Source organism: Bacteroides pyogenes DSM 20611 = JCM 6294, from assembly GCF_000428105.1.
Classification (GTDB): domain Bacteria; phylum Bacteroidota; class Bacteroidia; order Bacteroidales; family Bacteroidaceae; genus Bacteroides; species Bacteroides pyogenes.
The window spans coordinates 1-22,319 of the sequence record NZ_ATZH01000011.1; the positions used below are offsets into that span (position 1 = coordinate 1).

16 protein-coding genes, 5 tRNA genes and 2 pseudogenes are annotated in these 22,319 nt (G+C 43.8%); 9 read left to right on the forward strand and 14 right to left on the reverse strand.

Features of this window, described 5'->3' with window-relative positions:
• Window positions 1-188 (forward strand): annotated as a pseudogene (locus tag C234_RS15760) (IS1182 family transposase); the annotation flags it as partial.
• Window positions 189-255: 67 nt separating this feature from the next.
• On the opposite strand, the pseudogene C234_RS17955 reads toward C234_RS15760, so the two are convergent.
• A pseudogene (locus tag C234_RS17955) lies at window positions 256-420 on the reverse strand (monofunctional biosynthetic peptidoglycan transglycosylase); the annotation flags it as partial.
• Window positions 401-1,075: an OmpA family protein gene (locus C234_RS0103010; RefSeq protein ID WP_027324559.1), complete on the reverse strand. Its 675-nt coding sequence runs from the start codon at window positions 1,073-1,075 to the stop codon at window positions 401-403. The gene C234_RS0103010 and the pseudogene C234_RS17955, both read right to left, overlap by 20 nt.
• A gap of 342 nt (window positions 1,076-1,417) precedes the next feature.
• On the opposite strand from C234_RS0103010, the gene C234_RS0103015 reads away from it, so the two are divergent.
• The 4 genes from C234_RS0103015 (at window position 1,418) to C234_RS0103030 (ending at window position 4,058) form a co-directional block, all read left to right on the forward strand.
• On the forward strand, window positions 1,418-3,718 hold the full coding sequence (locus C234_RS0103015; RefSeq protein ID WP_027324560.1) for a patatin-like phospholipase family protein: 2,301 nt from the start codon (window positions 1,418-1,420) through the stop codon (window positions 3,716-3,718).
• Window positions 3,719-3,797: 79 nt separating this feature from the next.
• Window positions 3,798-3,871, forward strand: a tRNA-Arg gene (locus C234_RS0103020).
• Between the two features lie 22 nt (window positions 3,872-3,893).
• Window positions 3,894-3,967 (forward strand) — tRNA-Arg (locus C234_RS0103025).
• Window positions 3,968-3,984: 17 nt separating this feature from the next.
• Window positions 3,985-4,058 (forward strand) — tRNA-Arg (locus C234_RS0103030).
• 338 nt (window positions 4,059-4,396) lie between these two features.
• On the opposite strand, the gene C234_RS0103035 is transcribed toward C234_RS0103030, so the two are convergent.
• The 4 genes from C234_RS0103035 to C234_RS0103050 form a co-directional block, all read right to left on the reverse strand.
• Window positions 4,397-4,469, reverse strand: a tRNA-Lys gene (locus C234_RS0103035).
• A gap of 30 nt (window positions 4,470-4,499) precedes the next feature.
• Window positions 4,500-4,572, reverse strand: a tRNA-Lys gene (locus C234_RS0103040).
• 91 nt (window positions 4,573-4,663) lie between these two features.
• Complete coding sequence (locus C234_RS0103045) at window positions 4,664-5,467, reverse strand: MBL fold metallo-hydrolase (protein WP_027324561.1); 804 nt, start codon at window positions 5,465-5,467, stop codon at window positions 4,664-4,666.
• A gap of 78 nt (window positions 5,468-5,545) precedes the next feature.
• Window positions 5,546-6,934 (reverse strand): MFS transporter, encoded by a 1,389-nt coding sequence (locus C234_RS0103050; RefSeq protein ID WP_027324562.1) that lies wholly within the window; start codon window positions 6,932-6,934, stop codon window positions 5,546-5,548.
• Window positions 6,935-7,030: 96 nt separating this feature from the next.
• On the opposite strand from C234_RS0103050, the gene C234_RS0103055 reads away from it, so the two are divergent.
• The 3 genes from C234_RS0103055 (at window position 7,031) to C234_RS0103065 (ending at window position 8,715) form a co-directional block, all read left to right on the forward strand.
• On the forward strand, window positions 7,031-7,450 hold the full coding sequence (locus C234_RS0103055) for a BT0820 family HAD-type phosphatase (RefSeq protein ID WP_027324563.1): 420 nt from the start codon (window positions 7,031-7,033) through the stop codon (window positions 7,448-7,450).
• 182 nt (window positions 7,451-7,632) lie between these two features.
• Window positions 7,633-8,070, forward strand: coding sequence for a DoxX family protein (locus C234_RS0103060; protein WP_027324564.1), 438 nt, complete (start codon window positions 7,633-7,635; stop codon window positions 8,068-8,070).
• Between the two features lie 90 nt (window positions 8,071-8,160).
• Window positions 8,161-8,715 carry a DUF3332 domain-containing protein gene (locus C234_RS0103065; RefSeq protein ID WP_027324565.1) on the forward strand — a complete coding sequence of 185 codons (555 nt, stop codon included), beginning with the start codon at window positions 8,161-8,163 and terminating at the stop codon, window positions 8,713-8,715.
• A gap of 144 nt (window positions 8,716-8,859) precedes the next feature.
• Here C234_RS0103065 and tamL read toward each other — a convergent pair whose 3' ends face one another.
• Window positions 8,860-11,169, reverse strand: coding sequence for a translocation and assembly module lipoprotein TamL (tamL, locus tag C234_RS0103070; protein ID WP_027324566.1), 2,310 nt, complete (start codon window positions 11,167-11,169; stop codon window positions 8,860-8,862).
• 185 nt (window positions 11,170-11,354) lie between these two features.
• Between tamL and C234_RS0103075 the strand changes: the two genes are divergently transcribed.
• Window positions 11,355-12,119: a TrmH family RNA methyltransferase gene (locus C234_RS0103075; RefSeq protein WP_027324567.1), complete on the forward strand. Its 765-nt coding sequence runs from the start codon at window positions 11,355-11,357 to the stop codon at window positions 12,117-12,119.
• Here C234_RS0103075 and C234_RS0103080 read toward each other — a convergent pair.
• The 7 genes from C234_RS0103080 to C234_RS0103115 form a co-directional block, all read right to left on the reverse strand.
• Window positions 12,070-12,522, reverse strand: coding sequence for a hypothetical protein (locus tag C234_RS0103080; protein ID WP_027324568.1), 453 nt, complete (start codon window positions 12,520-12,522; stop codon window positions 12,070-12,072). The two genes, C234_RS0103075 and C234_RS0103080, sit on opposite strands and share 50 nt — an antisense overlap.
• Window positions 12,523-12,531: 9 nt before the next feature.
• On the reverse strand, window positions 12,532-13,605 hold the full coding sequence (locus C234_RS0103085; RefSeq protein WP_027324569.1) for a DUF4296 domain-containing protein: 1,074 nt from the start codon (window positions 13,603-13,605) through the stop codon (window positions 12,532-12,534).
• Window positions 13,595-14,251 carry a lipoprotein signal peptidase gene (locus C234_RS0103090; RefSeq protein ID WP_021647014.1) on the reverse strand — a complete coding sequence of 219 codons (657 nt, stop codon included), beginning with the start codon at window positions 14,249-14,251 and terminating at the stop codon, window positions 13,595-13,597. Before C234_RS0103090 ends, C234_RS0103085 begins: the two co-directional genes overlap by 11 nt.
• 120 nt (window positions 14,252-14,371) lie before the next feature.
• A complete protein-coding gene (locus tag C234_RS0103095) occupies window positions 14,372-14,752 on the reverse strand; it encodes a TraR/DksA family transcriptional regulator (RefSeq protein ID WP_021647013.1) in 381 nt (126 codons plus the stop codon).
• A 42-nt stretch (window positions 14,753-14,794) separates the two neighbouring features.
• Complete coding sequence (gene ileS / locus C234_RS0103100; protein WP_027324570.1) at window positions 14,795-18,283, reverse strand: isoleucine--tRNA ligase; 3,489 nt, start codon at window positions 18,281-18,283, stop codon at window positions 14,795-14,797.
• 389 nt (window positions 18,284-18,672) lie between these two features.
• A complete protein-coding gene (locus C234_RS0103110) occupies window positions 18,673-19,722 on the reverse strand; it encodes a ribonucleotide-diphosphate reductase subunit beta (protein ID WP_027324571.1) in 1,050 nt (349 codons plus the stop codon).
• A gap of 31 nt (window positions 19,723-19,753) precedes the next feature.
• Complete coding sequence (locus tag C234_RS0103115; RefSeq protein WP_027324572.1) at window positions 19,754-22,273, reverse strand: ribonucleoside-diphosphate reductase subunit alpha; 2,520 nt, start codon at window positions 22,271-22,273, stop codon at window positions 19,754-19,756.
• Window positions 22,274-22,319: the final 46 nt, after the last annotated feature.

Genomic DNA, 22,319 nt, shown 5'->3' on the forward strand with positions numbered 1-22,319 from the left:
TTGGAAAGGACAAGGTCTTTATGGACTTTTCCTTCCTGGCCATTGCCTTCAATATAAAAAAGATGTGTGCAAAAATGACAAAAGAAGGCATGGATTGGCTAATTAGGCTGTTTTATGAGCTTACTGCCGCTTTATTTAAGTGCTGGAAACACATAAATCAAAGAAATCTTCAAAATATCGCAGCTTAAAGATAATGAACCGATTTGTATAGCGATGAACAAAAAAGGAAGTGCATCGTGCATTACGACACACCTCCTTATCTCCTGACATAATCTGTTGAACACTGCGAATAACCATAAGAGGAGTAACGTAAACCGGAACGAATCGGTACACCCAAACAGCTAGAATGGTAGAAGAAAAAAAGAAGATCAACAGATTACGCGCATATCGCAAAGCTTTTTTAATTAGCGGTTTGTGCATTTTTTATCATTTGTTCGCTGGCATACATATAAACTTCCACACGACGGTTCTGATCTGCTGATTTAGATTCGTCGTATTGTGAATAGCCCATTCCTTGCACGACTTTGAACTGAGAGGGAGCTACTCCGCACTGTTGCAAATATTTTTGCACTGCAAATGCGCGGTTGTTGGAGACCTTTTGATTGGCTTCGTAAGTTCCCACTTTGTCGGTATGACCAAGGACGGCTATGTCGATCGTCGGATCTTCTTTCAATACTGTAGCAAATTCGGCCAATGCGCTCTTTGAACTGCTGCTCAATGCAGAAGAGTTAAACGGGAAAAGAATACCGGAACTAAAAGATACTTTTACAGCGTCCAGTCCATTGACATCTTTTACCTTTTCTACTTGAGCACCTTCGATTCTTGCAGCTTCTTCAGCCTTTTTATCCATCTTATGTCCAATTGCAGCACCGGCACCGGCACCTACCGCCGTACCAACAGCCGCACCGATAGCTGCACCTTTACCTTTACCAATAACACCGCCGAGAATAGCTCCTAAAGCTGCTCCCGAACCACCACCGATGGCTGCACCCTTACCAGCATTATTCATACTGGCACAACCGCCCAAAATAATAGCGAGGCTCATAAACAGAACCATAAATTTCATTTTGTTCATAATTTCATTTTTAATTAGTTCATAAAAACAATCCACTTAAGATAATACTGCAAAGATAAATATTATTCGTAAAATCGGTAATTTTTAAATGGTAAAAATGGTTTTATTACGAAACATAATCCTGTTTTTATTTTTTTATATTTGTTTTTCCACACTGTTCTAGTTAGAAATTGTACAAAAGACACTATCTTTATACACCTTGAATTTACCGGGTTTCCATACTGAAACAGCTCTGAAAACAGAGGCTATTAAAGTAAAAAAACGGTCTCGGAGAAGATTCTAAGAAATTATCATGTATCTTTGAAGTCTGAATGAATGAGGGATAAAAGCTTAGTCCAGGATATGAGAAAAATTCTTTTTGTATTTATCGCTTTATATTTATGTATACCTGCTGCATTGGCACAAAAAGTGGGGCTTGTGTTAAGCGGCGGTGGAGCCAAAGGACTTACACATATAGGTGTCATTCGTGCTTTGGAAGAAAATAATATTCCGATCGATTATATTACAGGCACTTCCATGGGAGCCATCGTGGGTTCTCTGTATGCCATGGGGTATACGACGGACGAAATGAGCGATTTGTTGAAGTCGGAAGAGTTCAAGCGATGGTATTCCGGTGAGATAGAAGACAAATATATGTACCATTTTAAGAAAGATCTTCCCACACCGGATTTTTTCAATATACGATTCTCTTTTAAAGACTCATTAAATGCTTTTAAACCTCAATTCCTTCCGGCAAGTGTGGTCGACCCCATACAAATGAATCTGGTTTTTGTCGATTTATACGCGCGCGCTACAGCTGCTTGCAAAGGCGACTTTGACAAACTTTTCGTTCCCTTTCGGTGCATCGCCTCCGATGTGTACAATAAAAAACAACTGATTATGAAAAACGGAGATTTAGGAGATGCCGTAAGAGCTTCCATGAGTTTTCCTTTCATGTTCAAACCTATCGAGATAGGTAATGTGCTCGCATATGACGGAGGTATTTACAATAATTTTCCTACAGATGTAATGAGAGAGGATTTTCATCCGGATATCATCATAGGAAGTGTTGTATCTGCCAACCCGACCAAGCCGAAAGAAAACGATCTTATGAGTCAGATAGAGAACATGGTAATGCAAAGAACCGACTATTCCATCCCCGATTCGACAGGTGTCTTGCTTACATTTAAATATGACAATGTGAATTTAATGGATTTTCAACGCATAGACGAACTCTGTGATAGCGGATATATCCGGACCATCGGCATGATGGATTCTATTAAAAGCCGTATCCATCGACGTGTGAATATAGATAATATACGTTTAAGAAGAATGGTGTATCGCAGCAATTATCCTGAACTGCGTTTTAAAAATATAATTATTGACGGGGCCAATGCTCAACAACAAATTTATATCAAGAGAGAATTTCACCGATCGGCTAACACGGAATTCACTTATGAAGACTTGAAGCGAGGCTATTTCAGGTTGCTTTCAGACAACATGATCTCCGAAATCATCCCTCATGCTGTATATAATCCGGAAGACGATACTTATGATCTCCATTTGAAAGTGAAAATGGAAAGCAACTTTTCGGTGCGGTTGGGAGGCAATATCTCCACATCCAATTCAAACCAGATTTACATGGGAGTGAGTTATCAGAATTTAAACTATTATGCAAAAGAATTTCTTTTAGATGGTCAGATAGGAAAGGTATACAACAACCTGCAATTTATGACAAAGGTGAATTTTGCCACCACCATACCCACCTCATATCGCTTAATTGCGTCTATTACCACTTTCGACTATTTTAAGAAAGATAAACTGTTTTCGAGAAATGACAAGCCTGCGTTGAACCAAAAGGATGAACGCTTTTTGAGAATTCAAGCGGCTTTGCCTTTTCTATCCAACAAACGTGTGGAATTGGGTATAGGAATCGGCAGAATCGAAGACAAATACTTTCAAAAAAATATCATCAATTTCGAAGAAGACAAGTATGACAGAAGCCGCTACGATCTGATAGGCGGACTCATCAGTTTCAATGGAAGTACACTAAACGCACGTCAATATCCCACTCAGGGGTATCGTGAAGCGCTTATTGCACAAGTTTTCACCGGAAGAGAATATTTTCATTCCGGAAGCCATGCGGATGAAAATAAGAATTACAAAGAAAGGCATTCGTGGCTGCAATTATCATATATGAAAGAAGCCTACCACAATATGGGCGAACATTGGACCTTAGGCTGGTATTTTAAAGCTTTGTACGCTTCGAAAAACTTCTCGGAAAATTATATGGCAACAATGATGCAGGCCTGCGAATTCGCTCCCACGCAACATAGCCAAATTAACTATAATAACGCTTTCAGGGCTAATCAATTCGTGGGAGCCGGTATTCGTCCCATATATCGAATCAATCAAATGTTTCACCTGCGTGGAGAATTCTATGGCTTTATGCCCATTTATCCCATCGAAAGAAATTTCCTGAATAAAGCACAGTATGGAAAAACTTTCTCAAAATTCGAATATTTAGGAGAAACTTCCTTCGTCTGTCAACTCCCATTCGGATCTATTTCCATGTATGTAAATCATTATAGCTCACCGAAAAGAGAATGGAACGTGGGATTAAGCATAGGCTGGCAACTATTCAATTATCGTTTTATCGAATAATTATTTTAATCAAAAAGTCGCTGAAAAGCTTGCTAATTCAGGAAAAAGCCGTATCTTTGCACCCGTTAAACAAATAATCGGTCGCGTAGCTCAACTGAATAGAGTAGCTGACTACGGATCAGCCGGTTACAGGTTTGAATCCTGTCGCGATCACTTTTATTTGAATTAACAAAATGGCCGCGTAGCTCAACTGAATAGAGTAGCTGACTACGGATCAGCCGGTTACAGGTTTGAATCCTGTCGCGGTCACTTTTATTTCATTCATTGGTCGCGTAGCTCAACTGAATAGAGTAGCTGACTACGGATCAGCCGGTTACAGGTTTGAATCCTGTCGCGATCACAAGAGAGAATTAAAAAAGTCTCCAAGAGAGAAGCATTAAGAAACAGCCCAAGTTTACGACAATTACGTATGCTTAGGCTGTTTCCTTTTTCCGCTCACCGACCTGAGTCGCACATCAATATAAAAAAAACGGGGTACTTCTTCCTTATATATATCCCGTATAAGAAAACGTTTTCTCTATGCTCTTCTAAACCCTATCCGAAACCTAATAACCGAAATTCAAAAATACATGTTTCGGGATCCCCGCATAAGCACCGACTTTACATATAATCTCAAATTATCCAAAACCGCAATCCGATGAAAATAAAAAGGCGATCGGAAGACGACCGCTTTCAAAGTACACCCTCAGGGATTCGAACCCTGGACCCACTGATTAAGAGTCAGTTGCTCTACCAACTGAGCTAAGAGTGCGACATAATCATTGCTGCAATCTCAAAATTGTACACCCTCAGGGATTCGAACCCTGGACCCACTGATTAAGAGTCAGTTGCTCTACCAACTGAGCTAAGAGTGCGTCAATTCTTTCGTTTGCGGTTGCAAAAGTAGTCCTTTTATTTTATTTAGCCAAACAATCGGACAGCTTTTTCAACAACTTTTTTCTTCGATTATTCGAACACATAAAGTTCAGAAGGTGTATTTCGCTTTAAGGCAAGCAATTGCACATCTTTCCCAACAACAACACCTTTATTTTTCAATTTCCACTCTACGGTTTTATATGCTAATTCCGGATGATTATTGTCTTTACTCAAATGGCATAACCATATATAGCGCAGCTTTTCAGTAATATGCTCCGCAAGAAATTCTGCGGTATCCGCATTGCTCATATGTCCGGTTTTACTTACAATTCGTTCTTTCAGATATTTCGGATAAGGCCCCATCATCAACATCTCTTCGTCATAGTTCGCTTCCAGAATCAGGTAGTTGGCTTTACAGATATAATGCGCCGCTATAGGCGTAATCTCACCGAGATCGGTTAAAAAAGAAAACACTTTATCACCCACTTCGACACAGTATCCTACATTATCCGTTCCATCATGCGGCACTTCAAAAGATTCCAGCCGGAAATCATCGAGCATCATAGGCTCACCTTTTTCCATATACCTGATTGAGGAGCTAAGCTTTTCCGTCATGCAATAACTGCGATTAATCCCTGCATGAATACGTGCGGTAGTATATACCGGAATATGCATTTTTTCACCCAAATGCCCTACCGCTTTTATATGGTCCGCGTGGTCATGTGTAATAAATACGCCACATATGCTTTCCATCGGGATGTTATGTTCTTTCAGCGTTTTTTTTATAGTTCTGATACCTATTCCGGCATCAATCAGTATTCCGTTATTCTCAGTGCCCAGATAGTAGCAGTTACCGCTACTGCCACTTGCCAGGCTTATAAATTTTACTTTCATACCTTTTCTGTTAAAATACAAAATGCCGTCAGCTTTTACGACAAAGTGACGGCAAATATACATAAAAAAGAAGAGACCTTACTGAGAAAGTTCTTTCTTTTTATCTATAGATTCGGTGATTTTTGCAAACGCCAGCAAGGCTATTGCAGCTATCAATCCGATGGCAGCAAAGTAATACCATATGTAATGCGCATTTACACTCGCTTCTTTCCATGCTTCGTGAGATTCGAACAAAACAGGATCGGGACAATATTTAGTCAACAATACTCCTGCTATCCCAAAACCAAACACCGATGATAAAAACGAATGCAAATGACTAAAGCCCAAATACATGCCTTCTTCTCCCTCGGGGGCTTGCAAAGAGAAATACTCTAAATAGCGTGGAGAAATAAAACATTCGGCAAGAGCCTGCACCACAATTCCTGCAATCATCATCAAAGTGATATTACTCATCCCCGCAATGAGGTCATTGCCGAGCAAGTTTCCGCAAGCCATAAGCAAAGCGGATACCGGAATCAGGAACATACCTACATTCATCGAAGTAATAGCGCTTCGCTTCGCCATCAAACGCGTAACGAAACTCACACAACATACAACGACAAAAGGATTTACATTGGCAATCCAACCCGGTTTGGCTGTTTCACCGGCCATTCGGATTACGTATTTAGGCATCGTAGCGTATAATTGTTGTTGTACCATCCAGAATCCTGTAACAATCAGAATAAGAATCAAGAGACGCCAATTGGTAAGAATACGTACAAACCCCTGCCCTATTTCACGCAGGCTTTTTCCTTCGCCGGCTGTGTGAGCAGATTTATATAAAAAAAATACTGCCAGCAAAGCAATAAGCGTCATGCTACCCGAAAAGTAATTAATATAGATATAGGCTTTTTCTCCTATCACATTTCTCAAAGGATCTATAATCGTCTTTCCTGTAAAAGCGCCAATGTTTACCATCATGTAAAAAATCGAATATCCGCGAGCGCGAGTGGCTTCGGTTGTTTCTTTGGCAACAGACGCCGAAATAATCGATTTGATAAACGAACCGCCTATCATAAGAACTGTCAGCACCGGAACAATCATCCATCGAAGGGTGCTGTCGGGCAATCCGTTGAAACGTGTTGTCGCCCCGTAAGTCACCAATCCTGTGGCTTCCAGCAAAGTGGGCAATGCTGCCAAGCCCAGATAGCCTACAGACAATAACGAAAAAGCTATAATCATAGATTTCCGGAAACCTATCTTGTCGGCGTAAGCTCCGGAAAAGATAGGAAGCAAATAGAGTCCTCCCGAAAAGAGACCGGAAATCATACTGGCTTCAAAATCATTAAAACCTAAAATTGTAGACAGATAGATGGTGAGAACGATAAAAATGGCATAATATGCCATACGTTCAAACAGTTCGACTGTGTTGCTCACCCAAAAAGCTCTTGAGAAGCCTCCGGCTGTGCGCTGAGGAGAATTGTTCATATTTTACGGTTTGTTAAAATGTTAATTTGGCGCAAAGATACATTTTTTTGACGTACTGTCCGTATCTTTGCCGACAATTACATTTTTTAATATATTATGATCATAGCAGTTGATTTTGACGGAACCATCGTAGAACATCGTTATCCGCATATCGGTGAAGAAATTCCATTTGCAATCGACACATTAAAATTATTGCAACAAGAAAAACATCGTTTAATTTTGTGGAGTGTACGCGAAGGGGCGTTATTGGATGAAGCGGTAGAATGGTGCAAAAGTCGGGGACTGGAATTTTATGCAGTAAACAAAGATTATCCGGAAGAAGAACGCAATCATCAAGGATTTTCCCGTAAATTGAAAGCCGATATGTTCATTGACGATCGAAATCTGGGCGGGCTTCCGGATTGGGGCGTTATCTACGAAATGATAAAAGGCAGAAAAACATTTGCGGATATGTACAACCTGCAATCCATAGAGAAGCCGGTGCAAAAGAAAAAGAAACGGTGGTTTTCTTTTTAGATATCGTTTTTTATTTTTTGTTCTTTGAACTCAAATAAGGTTTTTCCGCAATTGCTTGCGAGATAAGGGAGACTGCAAGCCATCGGACGAAGAGATGAAGTAATCCTTTTTTGTGGGGAATACGAACAATTCTAATAAATTTCGTGTTTATTTAGACGTAGATAATCTAAAAATAGAAATTTATGATTTATAAATTATTATTTCCGACAAAGCCCAATCAAAACAACATTTCTTTTTTGCTGTTGACAGCCCGAATCGTTTTCGGTTTGTTATTTTTATTTCATGGAGTAGCCAAATGGAATAATTTCGAAAATCTATCCGCTTCTTTCCCCGATCCTTTGGGAGTAGGAAGTTCGGTCTCATTAGGGTTAGCCATCTTTGGCGAGCTGATATGTTCCATCGGATTTATCATTGGCATTTTATATCGCTTAGCCATGATTCCCATGATTTTCACGATGGCAATGGCTTTTTTCGTGATTCATGCCGATGATCCGTTTGCAGTAAAAGAATTAGCATTGGTATATCTATTCATCTTTATATTAATGTATATTGCCGGCCCCGGTAAATTTTCAATCGATTCTTTTATCGGAACAGCAATTACACAAAAGCAAAGAAAATAGAACAATTGCTTTAATAAGTCGAAAAAAGACTATATTTGCATGTATTCAGAGAAAAACATTTTTATTTTATTCATTAAAAACTTTTTAGCTATGAGAAAGAATAAACTAACGTTAGTGGCATTCGTGCTGAGCGGAAGCATACTGCTAAGTTCTTGCGTAGGATCATTCGGGTTGTTCAACCGCTTGAGTTCATGGAATCGGACTTTGGGAAATAAATTTGTAAACGAACTTGTTTTTTTGGCTTTTAACATTGTGCCCGTATATGGTGTTGCAGCTTTGGCAGATATGTTGGTTATCAACTCAATCGAGTTCTGGACAGGTTCCAACCCCATGGCGAGCGTAGGTGACGTGAAAAAAGTTAAAGGCGAAGACGGGAGCAATTATCTGGTAACAACGCTTGAAAACGGATATTCCATTACAAAAGAAGGCGAAAGCGCTTCGATGGATCTCATTTACGATCAGGAAAACAATACATGGAATGTGGAAGCCAACGGAGAAAAGACCGAACTTTTGAAGATGAACAACAACGGAACAGCCGATTTATTCCTGCCCAACGGAGAAAAGATGAATGTGACGCTTGACAATCAAGGAATGATGGCTGCCCGTCAGGCTGTGATGAGCAATCAGATGTTCGCTGCCCGATAAAGAATCATTGGTAAGAAGCAACACAAGCTTTCTCGTCGAAAAGGCTGTATGCTTCTATCAAGACAATACTGAAGCGCAGATTTACACGAACCGCATGTACGAATTCATGCAAGCGATGTGTGTAAATCTGCGCTTTTATTTCTATCAGAAAGGATATCCCACGGCAAAGTGGAAAGCAAAATCGCGGCTGAACTTGGGTGAAGTAAAAGGGTAACGATCTTTACCGCTTTCATAAACAGGATTAATCGCTTTCATTCCTCCATCGAAACGGAGAATAAAGAAATCCAGATCCAGTCGAAGTCCCAAACCGTAGGCTACAGCAATTTGCTTATAAAACTTATTGAATTTAAATACGCCTCCGGGCTGACTGTCGTAATTGCGAATGGTCCAGATATTTCCCGCATCCACAAACGCAGCTCCCTGAAATTTCCAAAACAAACGGCTCCGGTATTCGATGCTGGCATCCAGTTTAATGTCTCCCGAGCGCTCGAGCAAACTGTTCCTCTCTTCCGACTCTTTGAAAAACGAGCCCGGTCCCAACGTACGTACCCCCCATCCCCGTACACTATTTGCCCCGCCCGAAAAATATTGTTTCTCAAACGGTATGGTTTTTGCGTTTCCGTAAGGAACCGCTACCCCAAGTCCTACATGAAAAGCGAACCAGTTTCTATGATCGATTCTTATATTTTTTGAAAAATCGAATTCTCCCTTCATATATTGGGCGTAAGGAATTCCTAAAATAGCATATTCTCCATCGCTGTTCTTACGGATATGAGTCGCTTTCGACAGAGCATACATAATATTTCCCGCCGATTCCAGATTGAAACGTATGGAATAAGAGTCGGAAGCTATTGTGTTGTTCAAGATAGAACGCCCCACACTGCTATAGTAATAGTTATATCCCATATTAATAATCAGGCGATCCTGATAGCTGTATCTGAAAAGATCATTCTTGTCAATATAGACTTCTTTGAATTTTCCGGAAATCCAAGGCAGATACAGGAAACCTATGTTTATCAGGTCGAACCGATGCTGAATTTTCTGCCGCCGGCTCCATTTATAACTCCAAAAGGCCGAAGCCATCGTGCGCGAGAATTCGGGGCGTATCTGATAATTATACTGTAACCCCACTTCGGTAGTGGCTCTGATTCTGCGTTTATAATCCGATGAAAGAAAAGGGAACAGGAAATTTGGGAAATTAATGCCGGTTTCCACTCCATATTCCGTGTAATTATTCTTGGAATATCCGGGCTGAAGTCCGGATATCACTTCATAAGCTCCTCTGAATTTAATCATAAAAGTCTCCGAACCGCGAAAGATATTCCGGTTTTGAAACGAAACAGAAGCGGCCGCTCCCAAATCTCCGGCAGAATTGGTTCCTTCTACTTCAAAAGTAACGGATCTATGCTTGCTTTTAGTCAGCATCACATAGCAATTCAAGTCTGCGGTATCTTTTGCCGAGGTTTCGAGAAAACGGATATTGGTATATTTCAAAGCGGAAAGACGACCGAAGTTGGAATAAGTTTGTTGCACATGCGACTCGTTATACATATCGCCCGGCGCAAAGCGCAGATTATCGACAAGCACCTTGGGACGCAAATAAAGTTTATTCTGGTAATAGATGGGATATCCTTTATAATCTACCGAGTCGTTGATGTTCATACTGCTTGACAAAGACTGCAATACATCATAATCGGTAATAAAATGAACCTTGCCAATCCGGTACTGTTTATGAGGCTGCATCGAATCGACGAGACTCGCTTTGAATCCTTGCAAATGTAACGTCAAATCCACCAGATAAGTACCTCGAACGGTATCGGCCGTATAGGCAATATAATCCTTATTGAACTTATAGTAACTGTTTCGCAACAAATAGCCGGTAATTCGCTGGCGTTCTTCATCCAAGACGTTCACGTCCAGATTCATCCCTCTTTTCAGCAGGCTGTTCGCCGAATCCGGTTTTAAAAGACCGGCTATCTTAGCATCTTGTATATCGTATTTGACAGAATTCACCGTATAAGGTTTCCCTACTGTCACATCGAAGTACTGCTTGATCTTTTTCTTCTTGATTTTTGTGGAACGCTCCACTGTGGCGGCCATGTATCCCATGTTATGAACCGCTTTCGCTATTTCCTCCTGCGAGCGTTGCGCTTCTTCTTCGTTGTAAATCACCGGCGCGTCGCCGATTCTACGCAGAAAACGGTTCCATTTCGTAGAGTCCCGCCCCGAAAGGTTATAAATATAGAGTTGGGTTTTAATAAGGCTGAACCATTTCGAATTCGGATTCTGCCGCACATACATGCGCAAAGAAGAAGGGCGCACATCTTTATTGTCCGTACGGATACGCACTTCGTCGAGCAGATATGAACCTTCCGGCACAAACTTGGTGGAGGAACACGAAGCCAGTGAAAAAAGAATAGTTAAAGTCAAGAGTTTACGAATACGTTCCTTCATATGCGGTTGCCATCCAATACGATGGAAAATTTAATGCATACAAAGATAATTGATATTTCCAGATGCAAAAAATAACAGGATAAAAACTTTGAAAAGAAGAAAAATAAGAAAATCAGACAAATAAAAACAGAAAAGTAAAGACGGATTGCAAATATCTTTATAGCTTTGCCGTAAAGTATGACAGAATGGGCACATTAAGCAAAAACAAAATCAAATATATCCGTTCGCTGGAAGTAAAGAAAGTACGAAAAGAAGAGCGTGTTTTTTTGGCGGAAGGGCCTAAGCTCGTAGGCGATCTGCTCGGACATTTCCACTGTCGCTTTTTAGCCGCTACTTCTTCATGGTTCCGAAAGCACACAAACGTCTCTGCCGATGAACTGATCGAAATTTCTTCGGAAGAACTTTCCCGCGCCAGCCTTTTAAAGACACCGCAAGAGGTACTTGCCGTATTCGAGCAACCGGTATATGAATTAAGCGATCGATTCGTCCGCCGTTCGCTTTGTCTGGCTTTAGACGATATTCAGGATCCGGGCAACTTGGGAACAATCATCCGGATTGCCGATTGGTTCGGTATCGAGCACGTCATTTGCTCGGCAAACACGGTGGATGTGTATAACCCCAAGACGATTCAGGCAACCATGGGGGCAATCGCACGAGTAAAGGTACACTACACTTCACTCCCCGAGTTTATCCGTTCATTAGGAGACGTTCCCGTATTCGGAACTTTTCTGGATGGAAAGAACATATACCAACAGCCTTTATCCGCTCATGGACTGATTGTGATGGGAAACGAAGGGAACGGGATAGGAAAGGAAACCGGAGAATTGATTAACCGCCGCCTCTATATACCCAACTATCCGGAAGGGCAAGAAACATCCGAATCGCTCAATGTAGCCATCGCTACCGCAGTAATTTGTGCCGAGTTCCGGCGACAGGCTGCATGGAAGTAAAATCGAAAGGATAAAATACGCAAGGGTACAAGAATATGCTTTCTTCTTTCAAGGCTTTTATCGTTGCCTGAAAGTGTCGGGATGACTGCTCGCAACCATCTTGATGGTTGTGAGCAAAGCCCGCCGCCTTTTTTTCAAAGCCCGCCGCCTTTTTTTCAAAGCCCGCCGCCTTTTTTTCAAAGCCCGCCGCCTTTTTTTCAAAGCCCGCCGTGTTTTTTTTCAAAGCCTCCAATTGTTCTGCGGAAAACAAGGCAATCACTCCCGGAATCCATTCCACCGACTCTACTTCATGCGTCAATGGAGCTATCGCTTCCACGAACCCTTCGTCGGAAACGGTTATGACTTGCTGTTTCAGGAACCCTGTACCGGGCAAATAAAGATAATGGGAAGCAAAATGTTTCATAATGAGGAATCAGCGACGCGTTTGAGATCTCTGTTGGTGGATTCTGCGTTGATTTATTTCCCGCTCCTTTCTTTGCTGTTCCTGCTCTTCCTGAATATGGCGCTCCACTTCTATCTGTTCCTGCCTTTTTTCGGGACGAACGCCTGTGCGTCTGCGGTTCATTTCTTCGGGAGACAAACGTATGGGAGTTTCTTTAGGCTCGGCTTGCTGCAAAGAATCGGAGGGTTGCGCAGAAGGTTGCTGCTTCAACGAGTCGGTTTTCAGTTTTTCCGCCTTATTCACCGAGTCTCTCGCAGCGATGGAAAACGTGTCCGTACAATGATAGCGAAGAAGGCTGAACCGGTCCGCCAACAGCGTTCCTCCTTGCAACGAATCGTTCGATGCATAATAAATAAAACCTTTCACTTCTCTTATCGTACCCAAAGTATCGGCAAACAGACGTATCCGGTAAACACCCGGGCCATCTATATGTTCCAAACGGCTGATCGTATCTTTGTCGTATACGATCTGCATCGCCATGGCAGCCCCTCCGGTCGAGTCCGCAGGCATCGTATGCAGGAAATGATACCGTGCCTCCCAAACCAATGTGTCGCGGTCTTTGTAATTCGAGTCGCCCGGCAACACGAACGTATAATAATTATTCAACTTTTTGCCGGTCAGCCGCAACATCCGCCTCCAAGGCCATACATCTATACTATCCCCCGGCTCGCTCATCTTCGGCTTTTTGTCGCGTAGCGCAATCAGATGATTTATTTCATCCTGATTGGCTTTCATCCGTTTATTGATTTTCTCATAAATTTTGGAAAGGACTTCCGTATTTCGCGTGTACCAGACAAGGGAAGAGTCGAACACGGCTTCCGTAGTGCCGTACTTTTGAAATACAGCGTCAATGTACAACACCTTTTTATAGCTTTCGTTATAAGGCAGATAATCGCCCATGGCTTTTGCAATATGATAATCATAAAGCAAGTTCTCCATTTCCGGCTCCGACAATACATTGTCGGGTCTTTTCACTTTGCATGCCGTTAAAGAAAACGCAAGAAACGAAACGAAACACAGATGAAACCAAAATTTATTTTTCATTGCTTACAGCCGCTTTTTCATCTCTACGGGATGAATGACAAGATTCGTTCAGGTATTTACTATAGAAAATCAATAAGGCGATAATGCCGCAACTGATGGCGGCGTCCGCAAAATTGAAAATCGGGCTGAAAAAGATGAAATGCTCTCCTCCCACAAACGGCATCCATGCCGGCCAATTGGTTTCAATAATCGGGAAATAGAACATATCTACCACTTTCCCGTAAAACCAACCGGCATATCCCCCGTCGTGGGGCATGAAAGAGGCTATCTGAGAATGGGTACTTTCATTGAAAACGACACCATAGAAAACACTGTCGATGATATTTCCCAAAGCGCCCGCCAGAATCAAAGAAACACAAACGATATATCCGGTTTTGAATCCTCGTTTGACAATTCTGTAAAGATACCAGCCGATAAGTCCGACGGCAAAAATACGAAAAGTAGTCAGAAAGAGCTTTCCGATAAATTCCATACCGAAAGCCATGCCGTTGTTCTCGGTAAAATAGATATAAAACCAATCGGTCACTCGGATACTTTCGTGCCAATACATGTGAGTTTTAACCCAAATCTTGATTATCTGGTCGATAATCAGTACGGAAAAGATAATGAGCAGGGCCGTTCTCCCCTTCGTAAAAAAATTCTTCATCATTTTTAATTGTCAAAATTACAAACTGCGGACTACAGGCAAAACAACGAGCTACAAGTTGCCGTGCGTAAATATTGCGCAGCTACTTGTAGCTCGTCACTCGTAGCCTTCAGCTATCTGTTATCTTTTACCGCTGTTTTTAGCTTCGATGCTCAATGTAGCATGAGGAACAGCGCGCAAACGTTCTGCAGGAATCAGTTTTCCCGTTTCGCGACAGACACCGTAGGTTTTATTCTCTATACGAACCAAAGCGGCCTGCAATCCTTGGATGAATTTCAACTGGCGTTGTGCCAGGCGTGTCGTTTCTTCTTTAGAAAGCGTATTGGCTCCTTCTTCCAACACCTTATATGTGGGAGAGGTATCGTCGGTGTCATTGCCATCCAATCCCATCAGGCTCATTTTCAACTGTTCGTAATCACGCTGAGCCAACTCCAATTTATCCATTATGATGGCACGGAACTCCTCGAGCTCCGCATCCGAATATCTGGTTTTTTCTGCCATATCTTTACTGGTTTAAAAGGTTAATCAATATTTCATTCAGTATTATTCTTTCATTACATCTACAAACAACGAAAAATCATCGAAACTAAGTTCTACCCCATCTTTTACTTCGTCCGACAATTCGAGAGAGGTGCCTAAAACTTGGTTGCAAATATAGCCATTATATTCATTTACCGCATCATCTGTTTGCTTATTTTTCGAGATTGTGATTTTAATCTTGTCGGTTATCTCGAATCCGCTCGATTTTCGTATGTTCTGAATACGATTTACTAGTTCGCGGGCAATGCCTTCACGGCGAAGTTCTTCTGTAACCACTACTTCGAGCGCCACGGTCAGTTTGCCTTCGTTGGCAACCAACCAGCCGGGAATATCTTCGCTGATGATTTCCACATCCGACGCTTCGATTGTCGCTTCCATTCCGTCCAACGACAAGGTGTAACGGCCGTCTTTTTCCAACCGGGCAATGGCTTCCTGAGACATTTCGGCTACGGAAGCGGCAACCGCCTTCATCTGCTTTCCGAATTTGGGTCCCATCTTCTTAAAGTCGCACTTCACTTTCTTCACCAGAATGCCCTGAGCATCGTCAACAAACTTAATGTCTTTTACATTCACCTCGCTCATGATCAGGTTTTTCACTGCCTCGATGTGCATTTTTTGCTCTTCATCCACCGCCGGTATCATAATGCATTGCAGCGGTTGACGCACTTTGATATTGACTTTACGGCGCAAAGCCAATACCATGGAGGTGACATCCTGCGCCATCTTCATACGGGCTTCCAATTCTCCGTTGATCATTTCTTCCCGGTATTGCGGGAATTGGGCCAAATGAACGGAAACAACCTGCTCATGGCCGGATGCGGCAATCAAATCGGTATAGAGACGATCGGCATAGAACGGAGAGATAGGAGCCATCAATTTGGCTACGGTTTCAAGGCAAGTATACAATGTCTGATAGGCGGAGAGCTTATCTTGCGTGAATTCGCCTCCCCAAAAACGTTTGCGGTTGAGACGCACGTACCAGTTAGACAAATTGTCGTTCACAAAATCGGCAATCAACCGGCCTGCCTTAGTAGGCTCATATTCGTTGTAGCAGTTGTCTACTTCCTTAATCAGGCTATTCAGCACCGATAAGATCCAGCGGTCGATTTCCGGACGCTCTTCCATCGGCACATCCGCTTCTTTATATTCGAATCCGTCTACATTGGCGTAAAGCGCGAAGAACGAATATGTATTGTACAGTGTTCCGAAGAATTTGCGGCGGACCTCCTCTACTCCCTCCACATCGAACTTCAGGTTATCCCACGGGGAAGCATTGGTAATCATGTACCAACGCAACGGGTCGGAACCGTATTTCTCGATAGTGGCGAACGGATCGACCGCATTGCCCAAGCGCTTCGACATTTTGTTTCCATTCTTGTCGAGCACCAGTCCGTTGGAAATAACCGCTTTATACGAAACACTGTCGAAAACCATGGTCGCAATGGCATGCAAAGTAAAGAACCAACCGCGTGTCTGGTCCACTCCTTCGGCAATGAAGTCGGCGGGATATACCTGGCGGTTGTCCAACAACTCTTTGTTTTCGAACGGATAATGGATTTGAGCGTAAGGCATGGAACCCGAATCGAACCAAACGTCGATAAGGTCGGATTCGCGCTTCATGGGGCGGCCATCTTTAGAAACGAGAATAATATCGTCGACATACGGACGGTGAAGGTCGATCTTGTCATAGTTCGCTTCGGTGTATTCGCCCGGCACGAAACCTTTTTCCTTGTACGGATTCGACTTCATGAATCCGGCAGCCACCGATTTCTCTATTTCGTTATAAAGTTCTTCTACAGACTCGATACATTTTTCGTCCGAATGATCTTCTGTGCGCCAGATAGGAAGCGGCGTTCCCCAATAACGCGAACGGCTCAGGTTCCAGTCGTTCAGATTCTCCAGCCATTTGCCGAAACGTCCGGTTCCGGTAGATTCCGGTTTCCAGTTGATGGTCTTATTCAGTTCCATCATCCTTTCCCTGCAAGCAGTGGAACGGATAAACCAGCTGTCGAGCGGATAATAAAGTATCGGTTTGTCCGTACGCCAGCAATGCGGATAATTGTGAACATGCTTTTCGATCTTGAAAGCCAGATTGCTCATCTTCATCATCATGACAAGGGCGATATCCAGCGACTCCGCCGCCTGCGCCGCGTTCTCGTCGTACTTTCCGTCGACGGTAAACTGAGGATCGTAAGCGTTCTTCACCCATGCTCCCTGATATTCCTTATATTTGTCTGCATCTATACATTCTTTGACGAATGTTTCGTCCAGTTCATCGAGAGTATAGAATTTGCCGGTGAGATCCACCATCGGGCGGGTCTCCCCTTTTTTATTAATCATGAAAAGAGAAGGGATGCCTGCCGCACGTGCCACATTGGCGTCGTCGGCACCGAAAGTAGGCGCGATGTGTACGATACCCGTACCGTCTTCCGTCGTTACATAATCGCCGGGAATGACACGGAAACCGTTATCGCTTCTCGTCCAGTTTCCTTCTTCGGATACTTCTACCGGCTTCACCCATGGAATCAACTGTTCGTATTCCATGCCGATAAGGTCGGTACCTTTATATTCGGCTATTACTCTGAAAGGTACGAGCTTGTCTCCCGCTTTATAATCTTCGAGCTTCAGCTCGGCAGCCTTCGGATTGAAGTGCGCGTTCAGCAACGCTTTTGCCAGAATCACGGTGATGGGATCGCCTGTATAGGCATTGTACGACTGCACGGCAACGTAATCGATTTTCGGTCCTACGCAGAGTGCCGTATTCGAGGGCAGCGTCCACGGAGTCGTAGTCCAGGCGATAAAATAAGGAGTTCCCCATCCGGCCATTTCCGCTTTGGGATTTTTTATCTTAAACTGAGCGACAACAGTGGTATCTTTTACATCGCGATAGCATCCGGGCTGGTTCAACTCATGAGAGCTCAGGCCTGTTCCCGCAGCCGGCGAGTAAGGCTGAATGGTATATCCCTTGTATAGCAAACCTTTCTTGTAGAGCTGTTTCAGCAGCCACCACAAGGTTTCGATATAACGGTTGTCGTAGGTGATGTAAGGATGCTGCATATCCACCCAATACCCCATTTTATGTGTCAGATCTTCCCACTCTTTGGTGTACTTCATCACCTCCTTGCGGCAGGCGGCATTATATTCGGCAACGGAAATCTTTTTTCCGATATCCTCTTTCGTAATGCCCAACGCTTTTTCCACGCCCAACTCCACAGGAAGACCATGCGTATCCCAACCGGCTTTACGCTTTACCTGGTATCCTTTCATCGTTTTGTAACGGCAAAAGATATCTTTAATGGTACGAGCCATTACGTGGTGAATACCCGGCATACCGTTTGCCGAGGGGGGTCCTTCGAAAAAAACAAACGAAGGACAGCCTTCACGTTCTGTCATACTTTTGGCGAAAACATGGTTCTCGTCCCATTTCTTCAATACCTCTTTGTTCACCTGAGAGAGGTCAAACTGCGAATACTCAGTAAATCTCTTACCCATGAGTTTATTTATCTATTTAACTATTTTACAATTACCGTTTTAGGAATATCCCATTTTTAAGGGTGCAAAGTTACAAAAAACATTTATTTACTGATATAAAGACGAAAGGAAAAAATAAAATTCTTCTGTTTCCCGATCATTCGGAAGAAAAAAATCAGTTGCCCGACAGAGTGCGTTCGGACAACTGATTCAACTTTATTCAAGCAGAGCTTTATTTCAACAGAGTATTTATGTTGCAATGCATATTTCATTGTAAAACAGCGATATAACAGATTGAATAACATTCGGAATTATATACGATACAGAAAGGAGATAGAATCGCTTTCCGAAGATTATGTTTTCTTTTTCCGGTATCGCCACTTTTTTCTCACAAACGATGCCGTAATCTGCTACAAGTCGTCTTCCAACGCGGTACTCTTTGCGTAAGCGGTGCTTTTCGCTTCGAAGAAATCGGTTTTCACCATGTTGGCATTCGAATATTGCGACACCCAATGCATGCTTTCCGGCTCTTTCCGGTTGTCTTCGTACAAAGGGTCGAAGCCGAGACTGCTCCAACGCAGATTTCCAAGGAAGCGAATGTAGTCGGCAATCATCTTCTTATTCAACCCTTGTATATGATCACCTATCACATATTGCCCCCACTCTATTTCCTGCTGCACGCCTTCGCGCATCATGGCCTCGTACACTTTCACCTTATCGGGAGTGAACAAATCGGGCTCTTCTTTCTTCAGTTCCAGAATAATATTGCGGAACAACCAGAGATGCGTATTCTCATCACGGTTGATGTAGCGGATTTCCTGAGCCGATCCGGACATTTTCCCGTTGCGGCTGAGGTTGTAGAAAAACATAAAACCGCTGTAAAAGTAAATGCCTTCGAGAATATAATTGGCGATGAGCGTCTTCATGAGCGTAAACCCGTCCTGACTTTCCTGAAACTCGTTATAGCAGTTGCCGATAAACGTATTCCGCTTCAGCAGATGCTCGTCGGTCTTCCATTGATACAGAATTTCATTCCGTTCTTCGGGACTGCAAATCGTATCGAGCATATAGCTGTAGCTCTGACTGTGCACACACTCCTGAAACGCCTGAATATGAAGGCAAAGGTTCACCTCGTTGGCGGTGATATACTCGCTAATGGTTGGCAGGTTGTTGCTCTGCAAAGAATCGAGGAACACGAGGAAGCTCAGAATCTTGTCATACGCAGTCCGCTCCACTTTGTCCAGATGCGGATAGTCTTTGGTATCTTGCGTTAAGTTGATTTCTTCGGGTATCCAGAAGTTGTTCATCGCCTGACGATACCAATCGCTTACCCATTTATAGCGCATGTTGTTGAAGTCGTTCAGATTGGTTGTATTTCCCCCGATCATTCGCCTCAGCCGTATTTCCGTGTCGCCCTGCGGATTGAAGAGGGCATTCTTCTTTAATTTCTTGATTTCCATCATTCTATTTCTTTTTTATTTTTCTTCTTCTTTAAGATGCACAGCTTTCGCATTCTTCCACTTCCAGCGATTTGCCGCGCACGTAATACAATGTTTTCACGCCGCACTCCCATGCCAGCAGATATAAATTAAGAACCTGCCTCATGCTGAAATCATTGGTTATATAAAGGTTCAGACTTTGAGATTGGTCGATATGCAGCTGCCGAATGCCGGCGGCGCGGATACTCCATTGCTGGTCGATCAAGTAAGCTCCTTTGTACATCCAGAAAGTCTTGTCGGACAAAGCCGGAGCCACACGGGGAAGCATCGCCCCTTTCTTCTCCTCCAGAAAGAAACGTTTCATTACCGGATCGATACCTGCCGTAGTTCCCGCAATGATGCCGGTGCTGCTGGTAGGAGCGATGGCAAGCAAATAAGCGTTTCGCATGCCGCATGCGGCAACCTTTACCGCCAGTTCGTTCCAAGCCTGCGAAACGTACCCCCGTTTGGAGAAATAAGCTCCGGTCTGCCAGTCGCTTCCTTCGAAATAAGCATAGCTTCCTTTTTCTTTAGCCAGCTCGGCACTTGCTTCGATAGCGGCATAGTTGATGTTTTCGAATACCCTATCGGCAAAGCGGAGGTGCTCTTCGCTCTCCCACGCAATGCCGCGAATGGCCAAAGCATGATGATAACCGCTCACTCCCAGTCCGATGCTGCGATAGCGATGATTCGTTATCTTAGCATATGGAAGGGGATAAAAGTTCAGATCGATCACGTTATCGAGTGCGCGCACCACTGTTGCCACCTTCTCTTTCATCTGCGCTTTGTCTTCCAACGGCAGGTGTCCCAACGACAGGCTGGCGAGGTTGCATACGACAAAGTCGCCGGGACGGACAGTATTCACCACTATCGTATCGCCCTCTTCCGAGCGGATTTCGGTGGAAACCGTTTCTATGGGCGACATATTCTGGGCGATTTCCGTACACAGGTTCGAACAATAAATAATGCCGCGGTGGTTGTTCGGATTGGCCCGGTTCACCGTATCGCGGTTGAACGTGAACGGAGTGCCCGTTTCGACCGCCGATCGCAACGTCAGCCTCACGATATCCTTAATGCTGATGGTACGCTTGGAGATGCGGGCATCTTTCACACAATCCAGATATCTTTTCTCCCACTCTTTCCCGTAATAATCTTCCAGACAATAACCTTTGATTTTCAGAATCTCATTGGGGCAGAATAAATGCCAAGTCTGGTTCAGATCCTCTTTCGCCATTTTCCAAAAGAGGTCGGGGTAGCAAACGGCCGGGAAGATGTCGTGCGCTTTCATGCGGTCGTCTCCGTTGTTCGTGCGGAGCTGTAAAAATTCGGGCAGGTCTTTGTGCCAAACATCGAGATAGACGGCTACGGCACCTTGCCTCATACCCAGCTGATCGACCGCAACAGCCGTATCATTGACCAGCTTCATCCAGCGAATGACTCCGCCCGCCACTCCTTTAAAGCCACGAATGTCACCGCCTGCAGCGCGAACCTTGCCGAAGTACAGCCCCATTCCACCGCCGAACTTGCTGACCATCGCAAAGTTGTCGATGCTCCGGTAGATTCCTTCCAGACTGTCGGGAACCGTATCGATGAAGCAACTGGAAAGCTGGTGGTAAGGTTTACGCGCATTAGCCAGCGTTGGCGTAGCCATCGTCACTTCCAGTTTGCTAAGCAAGTCGTAGAACTTACGAACCCACTGAAGCCTGTCGTTCTTTTCGGGCATCGCCAGATGCAAGGCTATGCCCAGGTACATTTCCTGTACCGACTCCACCGGCTCATGCGAATGGGTACGGATGAGATAACGCTTCGCTAATAAATCCAGTCCCGAATAGTTCAGCAACTTATCCCGTTCGGGCTGCATAAAGCCGGCGGCCTCCTCAATCTCTTCCTGCGAATACGTATTGAGTATATAGCTGCCATACAACCCTTCTTCCGTAAGATAGCGCAATTTGTCGTAGAAAGAACCGATTCCCGCGGCTTCGGCTTGCCGTTCGAGCTTTGCCTTCAACTGATGGGCGAGCAAGCGCGCGGCGATGAATTCCCATGAAGGCGCATCCTGCGTAGTAAGTTCCACAGCCGCTTTGATAAGCGCTTCCAATCGTTCGCCGGACGACATCTCCGGTTTGCAAAAGCCGGAAAATTTCTCGGCAAGTGCAGCCGGATTGTATTCGTTCTCCGGAAAATCCGCCTGTATGCCCTTTAGCACATGCGTAATGCTTTCATCACGCAGTTCGTCTGCAATATGATTCAACGCTTTTCTACGTTCCGTCCGTTGCCAGCGATACAGGATATAGTTTTTCGCCTCGGCGTAGAAACCGTGCTCCATCAAAACTTTTTCCACCTCATCCTGAATCTTTTCTACGCTGCGGTTGTCTATGTGGCTGCGGACAAACGTTTCCACCTCGTCGGCCATAGCGTAAATGATCTGATCGGCGACTTGCTGCCCGGTGCTTGAGAAACTTTTTCGCATGGCGACGGCAATCTTCTCTTTCTCATAAAGCTCCGTCGTCCCATTTCTCTTGATTATTTCCATGAAATGTTTTTAATGAATTATGAAATCTTTCGCACTGCTTCCCTAT